This is a genomic window from Frankia sp. CgJB1 (assembly GCF_977947065.1).
The window spans coordinates 32,391-47,781 of the sequence record NZ_CDWTNB010000013.1; the positions used below are offsets into that span (position 1 = coordinate 32,391).

Below are 15,391 nucleotides of genomic sequence, written 5' to 3' on the forward strand. Positions count from 1 at the left end.
GTGGCGGCGATGACGGCCACCGTCAAGGACGAACTGAGCCGGCTGCGGGTCGCGAAGCCCTGTTGCCGGCGGGCCGAGATGGCAGCCCTGCTGCGCTTCGGTGGGGGGCTGCACATCGTCGGTGGTCGCATCGTGGTCGAGGCGGAACTCGATACCGGCGCGACCGCCCGCCGGTTGCGTCGCGAGATCGCCGAGGTCTTCGGCTTCCCCTCGACGGTGGCCGTGCTGGCCGCCGGTGGGCTGCGCCGCTCGGTGCGCTACATCGTGCGCGTCGAGCGGGATGGCGAGCAGCTCGCGCGGTCCACCGGCCTGCTCGACCAGCGTGGCCGCCCGGTGCGCGGGCTGCCGCCGCAGGTGGTCACGGGCTCCGCCTGTGACGCCGCGGCGGCCTGGCGGGGCGCGTTCCTCGCCCACGGTTCGCTGACTGAGCCGGGTCGGTCCTGCTCGCTGGAGGTGACCTCGCCCGGTCCGGAGGCCGCGCTGGCCCTGGTCGGCGCGGCGCGCCGGCTGGGGGTCCAGGCCAAGAGCCGGGACGTGCGCGGCGTCGACCGTGTCGTCATCCGCGACGGCGACGCGATCGGCGCGCTGCTGACCAGGATCGGTGCGCATGACAGCCTGCTCGCCTGGGAGGAACGGCGGATGCGCCGGGAGGTCCGGGCGACGGCCAACCGGCTGGCGAACTTCGACGACGCCAACCTGCGCCGCTCCGCCCGGGCCGCGGTGGCCGCCGGCGCCCGGGTGCAGGCCGCGATGCGCATCCTCGGCGACGACGCCCCGGAGCACCTGCTGGCGGCCGGCCGGTTGCGCCTCGATCACGCGCAGGCCTCCCTGGAGGAACTGGGCGCGCTCGCGGACCCGCCGCTGACCAAGGATGCGGTCGCCGGCCGGATCCGCCGGCTGTTGGCGCTCGCCGACAAGAGGGCCAACGCGCTCGGTATCCCCAACACCGAGGCGAGCGTCTCCCCGGATCTCCTTGAGAACGCCTGAGCGACAGCGGCCCAGGTCGTACCCAGACATTTCATACCTGTAATGTGGAAAACTGGCCCAGTAGCACCATCGGGATCGGATGGCTCTTCGGGGTGGGGTCTGCCCGTGGGGCGCCCGCCTGGCCGGTTCGGCCGGCGTCAGCGCAGGCCCACGGAATCTGCCCGGCCCCCGGCCCTGCGGAGGCGCACCGGCGGTGCGGCAGCGCAGCGATGTGATGGGATGGGATGTAGTTTCCGGGTGGGGCGTGCCCGCATCGTGTGAGGAGACCAGCATCGCACGGTTCGGATTCCCGCCGATGATGTGCAAACTCGTTAGGCTCCTGCCTTGACAGCGCCACATGAATGACAGTGCCACATGAACGAGAACGTCACAACCGAACGACGACGTCGCGACGGAACGACGGCGTGACTATCGAAACGACGAGACAAGACGGTAGGGAGTCCTGGACGTGGCTACGCGGGTGGGTGTCAACGGCTTCGGGCGAATCGGTCGTAACTGCTGGCGGGCGCTCGCGGCGAGCAACCGGAACGATCTCGAGATCGTCGCGGTCAACGACCTGACCGACAACAAGACTCTTGCGCATCTGCTCAAGTACGACACCACGCTGGGTACGCATCCTGCTGCGGTCAGTGTCGTCGACGAGGGTATCCGCGTCGGTGACACCGTGATCAAGGTGCTGGCCGAGCGCGACCCGGCGGCGCTGCCCTGGGCCGATCTGGGTGTGGACGTTGTCATCGAGTCCACCGGCCGCTTCACCAAGGCGGCGGACGCGGGCAAGCATCTGCAGGCAGGCGCCAAGAAGGTCATCATCTCGGCGCCGGCCAAGGACGAGGACATCACCGTGGTGATAGGCGTGAACGACGACGCCTACGACCCGGCCAGGCACCACATCCTGTCCAACGCTTCCTGCACGACGAACTGCGTCGCGCCGATGGCGAAGGTGCTCGACGAGGCCTTCGGCATCAGCCAGGGGCTGATGACCACCATCCACGCCTACACCAACGACCAGGTCATCCTGGACTTCCCGCACTCGGACCTGCGGCGGGCGCGGGCGGCGGCGCAGAACATCATCCCGACCACCACGGGTGCGGCGAAGGCCACCGCGCTGGTCCTGCCCCACCTCAAGGGCAAGCTCGACGGGCTGGCGATGCGGGTACCGGTCCTCGACGGCTCGGTCACCGACCTGGTGGCCACCCTGGACAAGAAGGCCAGCAAGGAAGAGGTCAACGCGGCGTTCAAGGCGGCAGCGGAGGGCCCGCTGAAGGGCTACCTTGTCTACACCGAGGACCCGATCGTCTCCTCCGACATCGTCAACACCCCGGCGTCCTGCACGTTCGACTCGCTGCTGACGATGTCCGCCGGCAATCAGGTGAAGATCGTCGGCTGGTACGACAATGAGTGGGGCTACTCCAACCGGCTGGTCGACCTGACCGCGCTGGTCGCCGCGCGCCTCTAGGCCCGCGCGCCGCTCTAGGCCCGCACGCCGCTGGGCCCGCACGCCGCCGGCCGGCGAAACCCGTCGGGCGGCGCCGGTCCTCCCCGGCCGTTCCTCCCGACCGGGCCGGAGGGGATCCTTGCCCGGAGAGGATCCCCTCCGGCCCTTCCTCGACAATTTCTCTCCCCGATGGAGTAACGAAGCGTGAGGACGATCGACGACCTGCAGGTCGCCGGGCACCGGGTGCTGGTCCGCAGCGACCTGAACGTGCCGTTGGACCGTTCCGGTGACACCCCGCGCATCACCGACGACGGCCGGGTCCGCGCCAGCGTCCCGACCATCGCCGCACTGCTGGACCGGGGCGCCCGGGTGGTCGTGAGCTCGCACCTGGGCCGGCCGAAGGGCGAACCGGACCCGAAGTACTCCCTGGAGCCGGTGGCGGGTCGGCTCGCCGAGCTGCTGGGCCGGCCGGTGGCGTTCGCCGGCGACGGCAGCGGTGACATCGCCGGTGCGCATGCCCGCGAGGTGATCGCCGGGCTCGGGGACGGCGAGGTGGCGCTGCTGGAGAACCTGCGCTTCGCCGCCGGGGAGACCAGCAAGGACGCGGCGATTCGCGCGGCCTTCGCCGACGAGTTGTCGGCGCTCGCCGAGTTCTACGTCGGGGACGCCTTCGGCGCGGTCCACCGGGCCCACGCCAGCGTCGCCGACGTCCCGAAGCGGCTGCCGCACGCCGCGGGCCGGCTCGTGCTCACCGAGCTGGAGGTGCTCCGCCGGCTCAGCAGCGACCCGGCGCGTCCCTACAGTGTCGTGCTCGGCGGGTCCAAGGTGTCCGACAAGCTCGGCGTGATCCGCGCGCTGCTGCCCAAGGTCGACACGTTGCTCGTCGGCGGAGGGATGTGCTTCACCTTCCTGGCGGCGCTCGGTCACGGGGTCGGCGGGTCGCTGCTGGAGACCGAGATGATCGAGACGTGCAAGGAGTTGCTCGCCGAGGGCGGGGAGCGGATCGTGCTGCCGACCGACGTCGTCGTCGCGGACAGGTTCGCCGCCGACGCGGACACCGCCGTCGTCGCGGCCGGCGCCATCCCCGCCGGCTGGCTCGGGCTCGACATCGGCCCGGCGTCGACGGAGCTGTTCGCCGCGCGGCTGGCCGGAGCGGCTACGGTCTTCTGGAACGGGCCGATGGGCGTGTTCGAGCTCGCGCCGTTCGCCGCGGGCACCCGGGGGGTGGCCGAGGCGGTCGCCGCCGGCAAGGGGTTCTCCGTCGTGGGTGGCGGAGACTCCGCCGCGGCGGTCCGCACGCTCGGCATCCCGGAGGATGCCTTCAGCCACATCTCGACCGGCGGCGGCGCGAGCCTGGAATACCTGGAGGGCAAGACGCTGCCCGGGCTCGCGGCCCTCGATGTCTGACTTCCGCGGGATGCCCGGCGCCGGGGCCGGCTGATGGCACTGCTGGGCCGGGGAAGATCTGAGCGAGGTTCCGACAGGGGATCCGGGAAGAACAGGGGATCCGGGAAGGACGAGGACGGCGTGGGCAAGGACAGATCGGCGAAGGGCGCTGCCGGCTCGAAGGGCGCCGTCGGCGTCAAGGGCACCGGCCGACGGGCGCTGGTGGTCGGCAACTGGAAGATGAACCTCAATCACCTCGAGGCGATCGCGCTGGTGCAGAAGATCGCCTTCGATCTCAAGCCCGCCGAGCTGGAGACCGTCGAGGTCGTCGTTCTCCCACCGTTCACCGATCTGCGCAGCGTGCAGACCCTGGTGGACGGAGACAAGCTCGCCATCGCCTACGGGGGGCAGGACCTCTCCCCGTACGCGTCGGGTGCGCACACCGGTGATATCAGCGGGGCGATGCTGGCCAAGCTCGGCTGCGACTACGTCGTCGTCGGGCACTCCGAGCGCCGGGCCGACCACCACGAGGACGACGCGCTGGTGGCGGCCAAGGCGAAGGCGGCCTTCTCCGTGGGGCTCACCCCCATCCTGTGCGTGGGGGAGCCCGAGGAGATCCGGGCCGCCGGCACCCATGTTGAGCACGTGCTGCGTCAGCTCGAGCAGTCGCTGGCTGGCATCACCGCCGAGCAGGCCGCGACGATCGTCATCGCCTACGAGCCGGTGTGGGCGATCGGCACCGGCCGCACCGCCTCCGCGCAGGACGCCCAGGACATGTGCGCGGCGGTCCGCGGCCAGCTGGCCAGGCAGTACGGCGATGAGATTGCCGCTGGGACCCGTGTCCTCTACGGCGGCTCGGTGAAGGCGGCGAACGCCGGCGAGCTGTTCACCATGCCGGATGTGGACGGCGGGCTGGTCGGCGGGGCGAGCCTGGTCGCCGAGGAGTTCGTCGGCATCGTGCGCAGCGGGCCGCCGGCCTGACGGCGGACGCGTCTGTGTACTCGCCCTGCCGCGCACTCGCCCTGCCGCCGGCCGTCCCGGTGCCGGACCAGGCGAAGCACCGTCGGTGGGAGCGGATACTGTTGCGTGGCGACGTGCCCGGCCCGCCCGATCCCCTCGAGGCGTGCCGGTTCCACCCACGTTGCTGGAAGGCCGAGGAGGTGTGTAGGACAGTGGAACCGCCCTTGTCGGAGGTTCGGCCTGGGCACCGGGTGGCCTGCCACTTCCCCGAGGAGCGGGAGCTGGTCTAGATGACGATCGGTCTGTCGATCGCCCTGATTGTCGCGAGTATTCTGATGATCATGCTTGTGCTGTTGCACCGGGCCAAGGGAGGCGGGCTGTCCACCCTGTTCGGCGGCGGCGTGTCCTCGTCGCTGGGTGGGTCCTCGGTCGTGGAGAAGAACCTCGACCGGTTGACCATCGTGGTTGGGATCATCTGGTTCACCTGCATCGTCGGTCTCGGTCTGCTGCTGAAGAATTGAACGCCCAGTTCGGCCCGCGCCCTGGTCCCGGCCGCGGGAGTGGTCGCGGCCGTGGAGGCCGGCTGCCCCGCCCCCTGTCCGTGCTCGCCACGGTTCTGCTCGCCACGGTCCTGACCGCCACGGTGACCGCCTGCAGCGGCGGCGGCTCGGGGGGCGGATCGCGTGAGCTCGCCGCCAGTCCCACCCCGGTGGCGACCGCCACGCCCCCTCCGCCCGACAAGCCGGGCGGCACGCTGCGGATCGTCACCCAGTGGATGCCCAGCGGCGATCCCGGCTGGGCCGACCAGCCCGGCGAGCGGGCGGTCAGCCGGCTCGTGACCCGCCAGCTGTTCAGCTATCCCTCCGACGAGGACACGACGAAGTCGACCATCCCGCGGCCGGACCTCGCCGTCGGCGCGCCGGTCGTCACCGAGAACGGGCTAGTCTACACGGTGCGGCTGCGTCCCGCGGCGCGCTGGGACACCCCCAACCAGCGCCGGATCACTGCCAACGACGTCGCCCGCGGCATCAAGCGACTGTGCACGCCCCCGAACCCGTCACCGCTGCGCGGCTACTTCACGGCGACCATCGTCGGATTCCGGGAGTTCTGTGCCCAGCTGGCGGCGATCCCGGTTGCCGACGCCGCGGCCTTCGTCGAGAGCAGCACCGTGGAGGGCATCGAGATCGTCGGCGACGACACGCTCGCGTTCCATCTACTGGCCCCGGTGAACGACTTCGTGGACGTGCTGGCGCTACCGGCGGCCTCCCCGGTGCCGCTGGAGGCCCTGGCCTACCCGCCGGACTCGCCGGAGTACCTGCACAACCTGGTGTCGGCCGGGCCGTACCGGTTCACGGTCGCTCCCGGCGAGGGGTACCGGCTGTCGCGCAGCCCATCCTGGAGCGCATCCTCGGACGGGATCCGCCGCGCCCTGCCCGACCATATAACGATCTTCGACGGCCTGAGTCCGGAGGCCATGCAGCAGGAGCTGGAGAGCGGCGACGCGGACATGTCGCTCGATGGGAAGATCCCCGACAGCCGGGCCGTGGAGCTCGCCAGGGCGAATGACCCCCGTCTCGTGGTCGACGGGGTCGGGGTCACCCTGGCGCTCACCGTCGGATTCAACGGGCCCTCCGCGGCCGCGCTGCGTGAGCTGCCGGTCCGCCGGGCGCTGCCCTACTGCATTGACCGGGTGAGCCTCGCGGCGGCGCTCGGCGACCCCGAGTTCGCCGCTGCCGCCACCGGGTTGCTGCAGGAGACGATGACCGGCTACACCGACGCGGATCCCTTCCCGAGCCCGGCGGGACTCGGCGACGCGGCCCGTTGCCGGGAGGCGCTGAGCCACACCCCCGGCGGGCCCGTCACGGCGCTGTCCCTGCTCACCACGGACAGCGCCACCGACGTGGCGGCCGCTGAGGCATTGCGGACCGCCTTCGCCCGTTCCGGCATCCGCCTCGACATCCGGATCCGGACCGGCGAGCGCTACCGTGCGGCCGCCGTCCACCCCACCGGGCAGTTCTGGGACCTGGCGCTCACCACCATCGCCCCGGACTGGTACGGCGACGCGGGCCGCACCGTCTTCCAGCCATTGCTGGACGAGACGTGGGCCGGCCCCAGGCCGGCCGACGGCGGCTACCGGGATCCGGGCGCCCTGCATCTGCTCGCCACGGCGCTGCGGGCCACCAGCGAGGCGACCGCCGCGAGCGACTGGGCCGACCTGGAGCACACGGTGGTCGAGCAGGTCGCGGTAATCCCGCTGGCCGTCGTGCACACCCCGCAGTTCCATAGTACGAACGTCACCGCGTTCACGATCGTGCCGTCGGTCGGCACCGCCGATCCGACCGCGGTCTCGCTGGGGTCCGGATGACACCCGACCTGAACACGCTCCTCCCGCTGAGGGTAACGCCAGGGGTAACCAAGCGGGGGTGGTCGGTGCATCCATGTGTGGCTCTCGCGGCCTACACTCCCCCCAGGACGTACCCGGAGGAACACCCGGGGAAAAGTGCCGGGAACGTCAGGTTTACGGAACCGGGTACGAGGTTCCGCGGCGCTCGAGGCCGCGGAATCGGCAGGCACGGTTTCCGTGCTACCACCCATGGGACGAGACGAAGGAGCACGCGGGCCGTGGCAGGTGGCAATGCCATCCGGGGGAGCCGGGTCGGGGCAGGACCGATGGGAGAGGCGGAACGGGGTGAGACCGCGCCCCGGCAACGTATCTCCTTCTGGTGCGCCAACGCGCACGAGACGAGACCGTCGTTCGCCGCGGACGCGGCGATCCCCGACACGTGGGATTGTCCGAGCTGTGGTTTTCCGGCGGGACGGGATCGGGACAACACCCCCGCCCCGCCGCGCACCGAGCCGTACAAGACCCATCTCGCCTACGTGCGGGAACGACGGAACGAGAAGGACGGCGAGGCGATCCTCGCCGAGGCGCTCGCCAAGCTTCGGGGCGCCTCCTAGCCCGGGCCCGGGCCCGTTCCCGGCAGCGGCCGACGGTCGCCGCCGGGAACGGGCTGCCGCCGTTGCGCCGCCGCCGAGGATGCCCCTGTGACTGTGGATGATGTCGGCATCGGCCGGATCGTCGCCGGGCGGTACCGGCTCGTCGAACGGATTGGCTCCGGTGGGATGGGCACCGTGTGGCGGGCCCACGACGATGTGCTCCGGGTCGAGGTGGCGATCAAGGAGATCCGGGTCTCCGCCGACCTCGACGACGACGAGCGTGCCGCCGGAGTGGAGACGGCGATGCGTGAGGCCCGCAACGCCGCCCGGCTGCGGGGGAACCCGCACGTGGTCACCGTCCATGACGCCGTGGAACACGACGGCCTGCCGTGGATCGTGATGGAGCTGGTCCGGGCCGGCACACTCGCCACGACGGTCAACCGGGACGGTCCCCTGCCGCCCGAGCGTGCCATCCAGGTCGGGCTCGCGGTCCTCGACGCCTTGGTCGCGGGCCAGCAGATGGGCGTGCTGCACCGGGACGTCAAACCATCGAACATCCTGCTGGCCGACGACGGCCGGGTGCTGCTGACCGACTTCGGCATCGCCACCCACGCCGCCGACCCGACCCTCACCGGCGGCGTCGGCAGCGGCGGGACGCCCGCCTACATGGCGCCCGAGCGCCTCCTCGGCGGCCCCGCGACCCTGGCCGGCGACCTGTTCGCCCTCGGAGCCACCCTCTACTTTGCCGTCGAGGGGGTCTCACCGTTCCAGCGCGACACGCTGCTCACCACTATCGGCGCCGTGCTGCACGCCGATCCGCCACCCTTCCTCCGGGGCGGCAGGCTGTCGGCAGCGATCGCCGGGCTGCTGGCCAAGAACCCGGCGAGCCGGCTGCGCGCGGAGGGAGCGCAGGCGTTGCTGACCTGGGCCGCGTCCCACCCGGCCGATTCCGCCCCGGTATCCCCGCCGTCCCCGCTGTCCCCGGCGCCGGACCGGGTCGCGACCCGTGCCGTTCCCGCCGGCGTGGCCAGGGACGGCGCGGCCCACCGGTGCGGTCGGATGGGCCCGGCCGTGGCGGGCACCCCGGCTGATGGCCGGGGCGATGATCGTCCTGGTGCTGCTCGCCGCCGTGGCCGCCGGGGCGTACCAGCTGTTCGGCGCGGACGGCAGCGGCGACGACGGCGACCGGCGTCGCGCCTCGCCGCCGACGGTCGCCACGCGGGATCCGGCGGGGGTCGGGTCGCAACCGGGTGCCGAGGCTGGCGAGGCGCTGCCCCCGGGCATGATCGGCAGCTGGAGCGGATCGGTGACGCAGGCGTTCGTGCACTTCAACGCCGAGCTGGTGCTGCGGGGCGGCCGGATCGGCGAGGTGATCGGCACGAGTGCCTACCCGGAGAGTGGATGCGCCGGCGAGCTCGTGCTGCGGGCGGTGTCCGGCGCCTCGGTCCGGCTCGAGGAACGTCTCACCCGGGTCGGGGCGTTGTGCTTCGCCGCCACCTGGCTGGACCTCGTGCTCCACGGCGACGGCACGCTCGACTGCTCGTATCCGGCGACCGAGATCAGCTCGGCGGGGCAGGCGACCATGCGCCGCTCGGCGCCCCCCGTGTCCCCATCGTCCCCCGTGCCCCCAGGCTGACCGGGGCCGCCGGCTGGCCGGACCGCCGGGTGAGCGGGCTGTCGGGTGAGCGGGTGAGTGCGCTGGGCGGTCCACCCCCGGCGGGTGAGGCGGCGCGACGGCGGGACGGCCCGGCGCGGGTATGAACGGACCGGGTCAGAAACCGGGTCCGGGCCGGAACCGGGGCCCCAGGACGCCGGGACGACCGTGGCCCGCCCAGGCCACCACCCGACCACGGCGTGGACAGGAGGTACTCCGTGGATCCCGATTTTCCGCTGCTCAGCGTCTTCCTCTATATGCTGTGGTTTTTTGCTTTCATCCTGTGGCTGTGGCTGCTGTTTGTCGTGATCATGGACGTGTTCCGCAGCCAGGATCTGTCCGGATGGGCGAAGGCCGCCTGGACGGTCGCGATCGTGGTGCTGCCCTGGCTTGGCGTGATCGCCTACCTGATCGTGCGGGGTGGCAGCATGCACGAGCGCAGCCGCGCCGCGGCGCAGCGCGACGAACAGGCCTGGCGCGCCTACCTCCAGGAGGCCGCCAGGACGACGAGCGACGCCGACGAACTTGGCAAGCTCGCGCACCTGCGAGACCGGGGGATTATCAGCGAGGCCGAGTTCGAGCGGGGCAAGACCAAGATCTTGACCTGACAAGATCCTGACCTGATCCGCCGGTGCCGTCCCGTGGGCCCGGCACGCGTACCGGGCCCACGGGACAGGTCTACGGGACAGGTCGTCCGCGGACCGCGTCACTGCCAGCCGGGCAGCCGGGAGGCGGCGGCCCGGTCGGCGAGCCACAGGCTGCGGTCGCGGCCGACCGCTCCCGTCGCCGGGATCGTGATCGGTCCCGCTCCGGAGAACGACGCCGCGACCGCATCGGCCTTCTCCTCCCCGGCGACGATCACCCAGACCTCGTGGGCGGACTGGATGGCCGGCAGGGTCAGTGTGACGCGTTCCGGCGGTGGCTTGGGGCAGTCATGCACGGCCACCACCGGCTCGGTCGCGACGACCGCGGGGGAGCCCGGGAACAGCGAGGCGACATGGCCCTCCGGGCCGAGCCCGAGGAGCACCACGTCGAAGCTCGGCACCGCCGATCCGGTGACGGCACGGGTGGCCAGCAGCGCGGCGTACTCCACCGCGGCGGACTCCGGGTCGGCATAGCCGGAGGCCGCGGCTCGTCCCTCGACGTCACCGCCCGCGGTCGGAGCCGCCAGATGGCCCATCGGGAAGATCCGTTTGGGATCCACCGGGATGTGATCGAGCAGCGCCTCCCGCGCCTGCCGCTCGTTGCGGTCGGGCGAGCCGGCCGCGACGAACCGCTCGTCGCCCCACCAGATGTCGACCTTGCTCCAGTCCACCGCGTCGAGAGCCGGGTTCGATCGCACCGCCCGCAGCAGGGCGATGCCGATGCCACCGCCGGTCAGGACGAGTGAGGCCTCCCCGCGGGCCGTCTGGGCGTCCACCAGCCGGGTGATCAGACGGGCCGCGGCGGCCCTGGCCAGCACCCCGGCGTCACGATGGAGGACGAGCTCCGGCTTGGCCGTCATGCGCCACCCGCCGCCCGTTCGTTGTTCGAGGCACTCGTCGGGGCGGTGCCCGGGGCCGCGGCGCTCGACGTCACGGTGCTGGCGGCCAAGGCGTCCGTGGCGCCCACGGTCTGGTCCATCGGGTCCCGCCAGATGTGCTCTCGGTGCGGCGAGCGCCTGGTCAGGTTCGGCAGGCCGCTCCAGGTACCCAGGGCCTCGGCGTAGACGGCGTCGTCGTCGAGCCGGCGCAGCTCCTCGGCGAGCAGGTCCCCGACGCCCCGGTCGGACAGGGGCAGTACCCGGTCCGGGTACCCGGTGCGGGAGATCATCGCCGACTGGGAGTCGGTGCGGGAGACGGCCAGCCGGTCCCCGTTGAGGGCGACGGCGACCGCCGTGATACCGGGCCGGCCACCCGTTTCGTCGACCGTCACCGGGACGGCGAGCCTGTTCTGGAGCCAGCCGGCGAACAGCTGGGCGCTCGGATCGGCCCGGCCGGCGGTGATGACGGCTGAGTCCGGCCGCTCGCTGACCACCGCGTCGAAGGCGGCAGCGAGCAGGGTGCGCCAGGGCGACAGCCTGGTCCAGGACAGGTCCGTGTCGCCGGGGGCGAAGTCCGCGGCCCGCTGGAACAGCGCCGACAGCGGGTCCGGGCTGGCAGTGACGTCGGTGACCCGCCGGTCGGCGAACACGCCGAGCGGGTCGTAGGCGATCCGGGTCGGCGGCTCGTCGTGCCACCAGGTGACCACCGGGGCGTCCGGTGCGAGCAGGGGAAGCACGACCGATTCCGCGTGCAGCGCCAACCGGCCGGACATCCGCATCACGACCGCCTCGCCCGGGCCGAGCCGACCGCCGATCGAGACCTCGGCGTCGAGCCGGGGATGCGGCACGTTGACCTGCCGGCGGACGACGATCAGTAGCCGGCACGGATGGGCGGAGGCCGCCAGCGTCGCCGCGCCCTCGGCGGCGCTGACGTGCTTTTCGTCAACGACGACGACGAGGGTCAGCGCCAAGCCGAAGGCCAGGGCTCCGGCCGCCCGTCGTTCGGCGGAGAGGGCCTTGACCACCTCAGAACCGGTGGTGTCCCACAATGTGGTCACGAGGGGCTCCTAATCCATGGTCATGGCCGCCGCCACCGGCGACCGTCGTGGGCGAGCATCTCGTCGGCGGCTGCCGGGCCCCAGGTGCCGGCCCGGTAGCGGTGCGGGGTGGTGCCCGCCCAGTGCCGCTCTAGCGGATCGACGATCCGCCAGGACTCCTCGACCTCCGCGTTGTTCGGGAACAGCGTCGCGTCGCCGAGCAGCACGTCGAGGATCAGCCGTTCGTAGGCCTCCGGCAGCGCCTCGGTGAACGCCTCACCGAACAGGAAGTCCATCGCGACGTCCCGGACCTCCATCGCCGAGCCGGGGACCTTGGAGCCGAACTTGAGCGTGACCCCCTCGTCGGGCTGCACCCGGATGACCAGTTGGTTGTTGCCGAGCTCGGTGGTGGCGGTCTCGTCGAACGGCAGGTGCGGCGCCTTCTTGAAGAAGATGGCGATCTCGGTGACCCGCCGTGGCAGCCGCTTGCCAGTCCGCAGGTAGAACGGCACCCCGGCCCACCGGCGCGTCTCGATGCCGAAGCGCACCGCCGAGAAGGTCTCCGTCCGCGACTGCGCGGGGATGTCCTGTTCGTCGAGGTAGCCCGGGACCCGCTCCCCGGCGAGCCAGCCCTGCTCGTACTGCCCCCGTACCGCGTAGCGGGTGAGGTCCGTGGGCAACGACACCGCGCGGAGCACCTTCAGCTTCTCGGTGCGGATGGTCTCCGCGCCGAAGCTGACCGGCTCCTCCATCGCGGTCAGGGCGAGCAGCTGCAAAAGGTGGTTCTGGAGCACGTCCCGGGCGGCGCCCGTCTCGTCGTAGAAGCCGGCCCGGGTGCCGATCCCGACGTCCTCGGCCATGGTGATCTGCACCGAGTCGACGAACTGGGAGTTCCAGATCGGTTCGAACAGCGTGTTGGCGAAGCGCAGCGCGAAGAGGTTCTGGACCGTCTCCTTGCCCAGGTAGTGGTCGATGCGGAACACCCCGGACGGGGTGAAGACGTCGTCGACGAGCGCGTTGAGCTGCCGGGCCGACTCCAGGTCGTGACCGAACGGTTTCTCGACGACGACCCGGCGCCAGCCGCCCGAACCAGCGGCCGAGGAGAGCCCGGTGCGCTGCATCTGCTTGAGCACGACCGGGAAGGCCAACGGCGGGATCGACAGGTAGAACGCCGCGTTGCCACGGATACCGTGGGAGTGCTCCAGGCTTTCCAGTGCCCGGGCGAGCCGGTCGAACGCGGCGTCGTCGTCGAAGGACCCCGGCAGGAACCGCACGGAGCCCGCCAGCCGGTCCCAGACCTCTGCATGGAAGGGGGTGCGGGCGCCCTTCTCGGCGGCCTGCCGGGCGAACTCGGCGAAGTCCTCGTCGGGCCAGTCCCGGCGGGCGAACCCGAGCAGGACGAAACCCGGCGGCAGCAGGCCGCGGTGGGCCAGGTCGTAGACGGCGGGGATCAGCTTCTTGCGGGCCAGGTCGCCGGTAGCGCCGAACACCACCAGGGCGCTCGCGTCCGGCAGGCGCGGCAGTCTGCGGTCACGTGGGTCCCGCAGCGGGTTGGTACTCACCGTGGGCGCCACCCGTTCCCCCTTCATTCTGCTTGTGGTCTCTCCGAGGTTGTTTCACCGGGGACCGTCGGGTGTCCATGAACGACGCTGAGACGATCATCATGGCCGTGGCGACCGCCACGGCCACGGCCGGCGCCAGGCCTTACGCGGACGAACCGGGTGAGCCCAGGTGCGCCGCGATGGTGTCCAGCAGCTGGGTCCACGAGTCCTCGAACTTCTGTACGCCCTGGCTCTCCAGGGTCTCGATCACGTCGTCGAGATCGATTCCGACGGCCGTGAGCTGGGCGAACACCTCGTGGGCCTCCTCGTAGCGGGGGCGGATCGTCTCGCCCGTCACCGACCCGTGGTCGGCGAACGCCTCCAGGGTTGCCTCCGGCATCGTGTTGACGGTTCCGGGCGCGATCAGCTCGGTGACGTAGATCGTGTCCGGCAGGGATGGGTCCTTGGTGGACGTCGACGCCCACAATGGGCGTTGGGGCTTCGCGCCCGCCGCGGCCAGGGCCGCCCAGCGGGGAGTGGCGAACGCCTTCTCGTACCGCTCGAAGGCCAGCCGGGCGTTGGCGACGGCGGCCCGGCCGCGCAGCGCCTTCGCCTCCGGAGTGCCGATCTTCTCCAGCCGCTGGTCGACCTCGGTGTCCACCCGGCTGACGAAGAACGACGCGACCGAGGCCAGGTCGGTGATGTCGCGCCCCGCGGCCAGGGCCTTCTCCAGACCGGTCATGAACGCGTCGATCACGGCGTCGTACCGGTCGAGTCCGAAGATCAGTGTCACGTTCACGCTGATGCCCTGGGCGAGCGTCTCGGTGATCGCCGAGAGGCCGGCCCGGGTGGCGGGAATCTTGATGAACAGGTTGGGCCGGTCGACCAGCCACCACAGGGCAGGCGCCTCGGCGAGCGTGCGCTCGGCCTCGTGGGCGAGCCGGGGATCGACCTCCAGGGACACCCGGCCGTCGACGCCGCCGCTGGCGTCGTAGACGCCGCGCAGCACGTCGCAGGCGTCGCGCACGTCGGCGGCCGTGATGGCCCGGACGGCCTCGCCGACGTCCACGCCGCGGATCGCCAGGTCGTGCAGCTGCTCGTCGTACAGGTCGCTCGAACTGATCGCCTTCTGGAAGATGGTCGGGTTGCTCGTCACGCCGACGACGCTGCGGTTCTCGACCAGGTGGGCGAGGTTGCCGGTGCGTAGGCGGTCCCGGCTGATGTCGTCCAGCCAGACCGCCACTCCGGCGGCTGAGAGCTCGGACAGGGGATTGCTCATCGGGCTGACTTCCTCTCCGCGGGCGGTGGCGTCCTCACCATGTCTCCAAGCTGTCCTCGTCTCCAAGCTGTCCTCCGATGGGCGCACCCCCTTCAGGGCACTACCCTCTGGGGCCGGCTCCATCCCAGGCTGTTTCCAGTCTGATCCCAGTCTGCGGATCCCCGTGACAGTCGGGTGGCGGTTGGGAGAACAACGCGCACGACGAGTGGAATCCCGGTCCCTGTGGTTCATGCCCGATGCCCGCCGTCCATGCGTCATACCCACCGTCGCTGTCCGATGCCCCACGCCAATACATGTCGGTCGCCGCCGCCCGGGGGGCCGCGTGGCGCGGTTGTGAGAGAGGACGCAGGGCGGCGGCGGGGGTCCGGGCGCGGTCGACGCGCGTACGCAGCGCCGCGGCGGCTAAACTCCGACACGTCGTAGAACACCGCCCGCTCCGACTTTCGGGGCACCGTCCTGCGTGGGTCGCCCGTCGATCCCGCCGATCGCGAGGTCGCTCTGTCTACCGAGGCCGTCCTTCGTCGCCGGCATGTCCCCGCCCGCGGACCGGGGCGGGCGGGCGCCTCCAAGCCAACGACCGCACCGGCGCCGGCGCTCGAGCCGCCCGGTGTTCCCGCACCGGCGCCGGGGGTTGGCGGCCCGCCCGCCCCCGC

14 protein-coding genes are annotated in these 15,391 nt (G+C 71.7%); 10 read left to right on the forward strand and 4 right to left on the reverse strand.

All coding sequences use genetic code 11. The features are described 5' to 3' along the window. The 10 genes from whiA (at nt 1) to AC08OT_RS03185 (ending at nt 9,967) form a co-directional block, all read left to right on the forward strand. Nucleotides 1-987 carry a DNA-binding protein WhiA gene (whiA, locus tag AC08OT_RS03140; protein ID WP_476591645.1) on the forward strand — a complete coding sequence of 329 codons (987 nt, stop codon included), beginning with the start codon at nt 1-3 and terminating at the stop codon, nt 985-987. A gap of 448 nt (nt 988-1,435) precedes the next feature. Next, a complete protein-coding gene (gene gap / locus AC08OT_RS03145; protein WP_476591646.1) occupies nt 1,436-2,443 on the forward strand; it encodes a type I glyceraldehyde-3-phosphate dehydrogenase in 1,008 nt (335 codons plus the stop codon). A 183-nt stretch (nt 2,444-2,626) separates the two neighbouring features. Then, complete coding sequence (locus AC08OT_RS03150) at nt 2,627-3,829, forward strand: phosphoglycerate kinase (protein WP_476591647.1); 1,203 nt, start codon at nt 2,627-2,629, stop codon at nt 3,827-3,829. A gap of 33 nt (nt 3,830-3,862) precedes the next feature. Further along, nucleotides 3,863-4,789, forward strand: a complete 927-nt coding sequence (gene tpiA / locus AC08OT_RS03155; protein ID WP_476591648.1) for a triose-phosphate isomerase — start codon at nt 3,863-3,865, stop codon at nt 4,787-4,789. Between the two features lie 59 nt (nt 4,790-4,848). Further along, entirely contained in the window at nt 4,849-5,058 is a 210-nt protein-coding gene (locus AC08OT_RS03160) for an oligopeptide/dipeptide ABC transporter ATP-binding protein (RefSeq protein WP_476594957.1), read from the forward strand. Then, nucleotides 5,059-5,289, forward strand: a complete 231-nt coding sequence (secG, locus tag AC08OT_RS03165) for a preprotein translocase subunit SecG (RefSeq protein ID WP_462187980.1) — start codon at nt 5,059-5,061, stop codon at nt 5,287-5,289. Nucleotides 5,290-5,363: 74 nt separating this feature from the next. Further along, complete coding sequence (locus tag AC08OT_RS03170) at nt 5,364-7,133, forward strand: ABC transporter substrate-binding protein (protein ID WP_476591653.1); 1,770 nt, start codon at nt 5,364-5,366, stop codon at nt 7,131-7,133. A gap of 257 nt (nt 7,134-7,390) precedes the next feature. After that, nucleotides 7,391-7,726, forward strand: a complete 336-nt coding sequence (locus AC08OT_RS03175) for an RNA polymerase-binding protein RbpA (protein WP_011436081.1) — start codon at nt 7,391-7,393, stop codon at nt 7,724-7,726. An 87-nt stretch (nt 7,727-7,813) separates the two neighbouring features. After that, nucleotides 7,814-9,466, forward strand: a complete 1,653-nt coding sequence (locus AC08OT_RS03180; protein WP_476594954.1) for a serine/threonine-protein kinase — start codon at nt 7,814-7,816, stop codon at nt 9,464-9,466. A 111-nt stretch (nt 9,467-9,577) separates the two neighbouring features. Next, on the forward strand, nt 9,578-9,967 hold the full coding sequence (locus tag AC08OT_RS03185; RefSeq protein WP_476594359.1) for an SHOCT domain-containing protein: 390 nt from the start codon (nt 9,578-9,580) through the stop codon (nt 9,965-9,967). 98 nt (nt 9,968-10,065) lie between these two features. Here AC08OT_RS03185 and pgl read toward each other — a convergent pair whose 3' ends face one another. The 4 genes from pgl to tal all read right to left on the reverse strand — a co-directional run bounded on the left by pgl (nt 10,066) and on the right by tal (nt 14,738). Beyond that, nucleotides 10,066-10,863 carry a 6-phosphogluconolactonase gene (pgl, locus tag AC08OT_RS03190; protein WP_476594360.1) on the reverse strand — a complete coding sequence of 266 codons (798 nt, stop codon included), beginning with the start codon at nt 10,861-10,863 and terminating at the stop codon, nt 10,066-10,068. Then, nucleotides 10,860-11,939, reverse strand: coding sequence for a glucose-6-phosphate dehydrogenase assembly protein OpcA (locus AC08OT_RS03195; RefSeq protein WP_476602519.1), 1,080 nt, complete (start codon nt 11,937-11,939; stop codon nt 10,860-10,862). Before AC08OT_RS03195 ends, pgl begins: the two co-directional genes overlap by 4 nt. A 20-nt stretch (nt 11,940-11,959) precedes the next feature. Continuing rightward, nucleotides 11,960-13,492, reverse strand: coding sequence for a glucose-6-phosphate dehydrogenase (gene zwf, locus AC08OT_RS03200; protein WP_476594363.1), 1,533 nt, complete (start codon nt 13,490-13,492; stop codon nt 11,960-11,962). Between the two features lie 130 nt (nt 13,493-13,622). Then, nucleotides 13,623-14,738, reverse strand: a complete 1,116-nt coding sequence (gene tal / locus AC08OT_RS03205; protein ID WP_476594362.1) for a transaldolase — start codon at nt 14,736-14,738, stop codon at nt 13,623-13,625. Nucleotides 14,739-15,391: the final 653 nt, after the last annotated feature.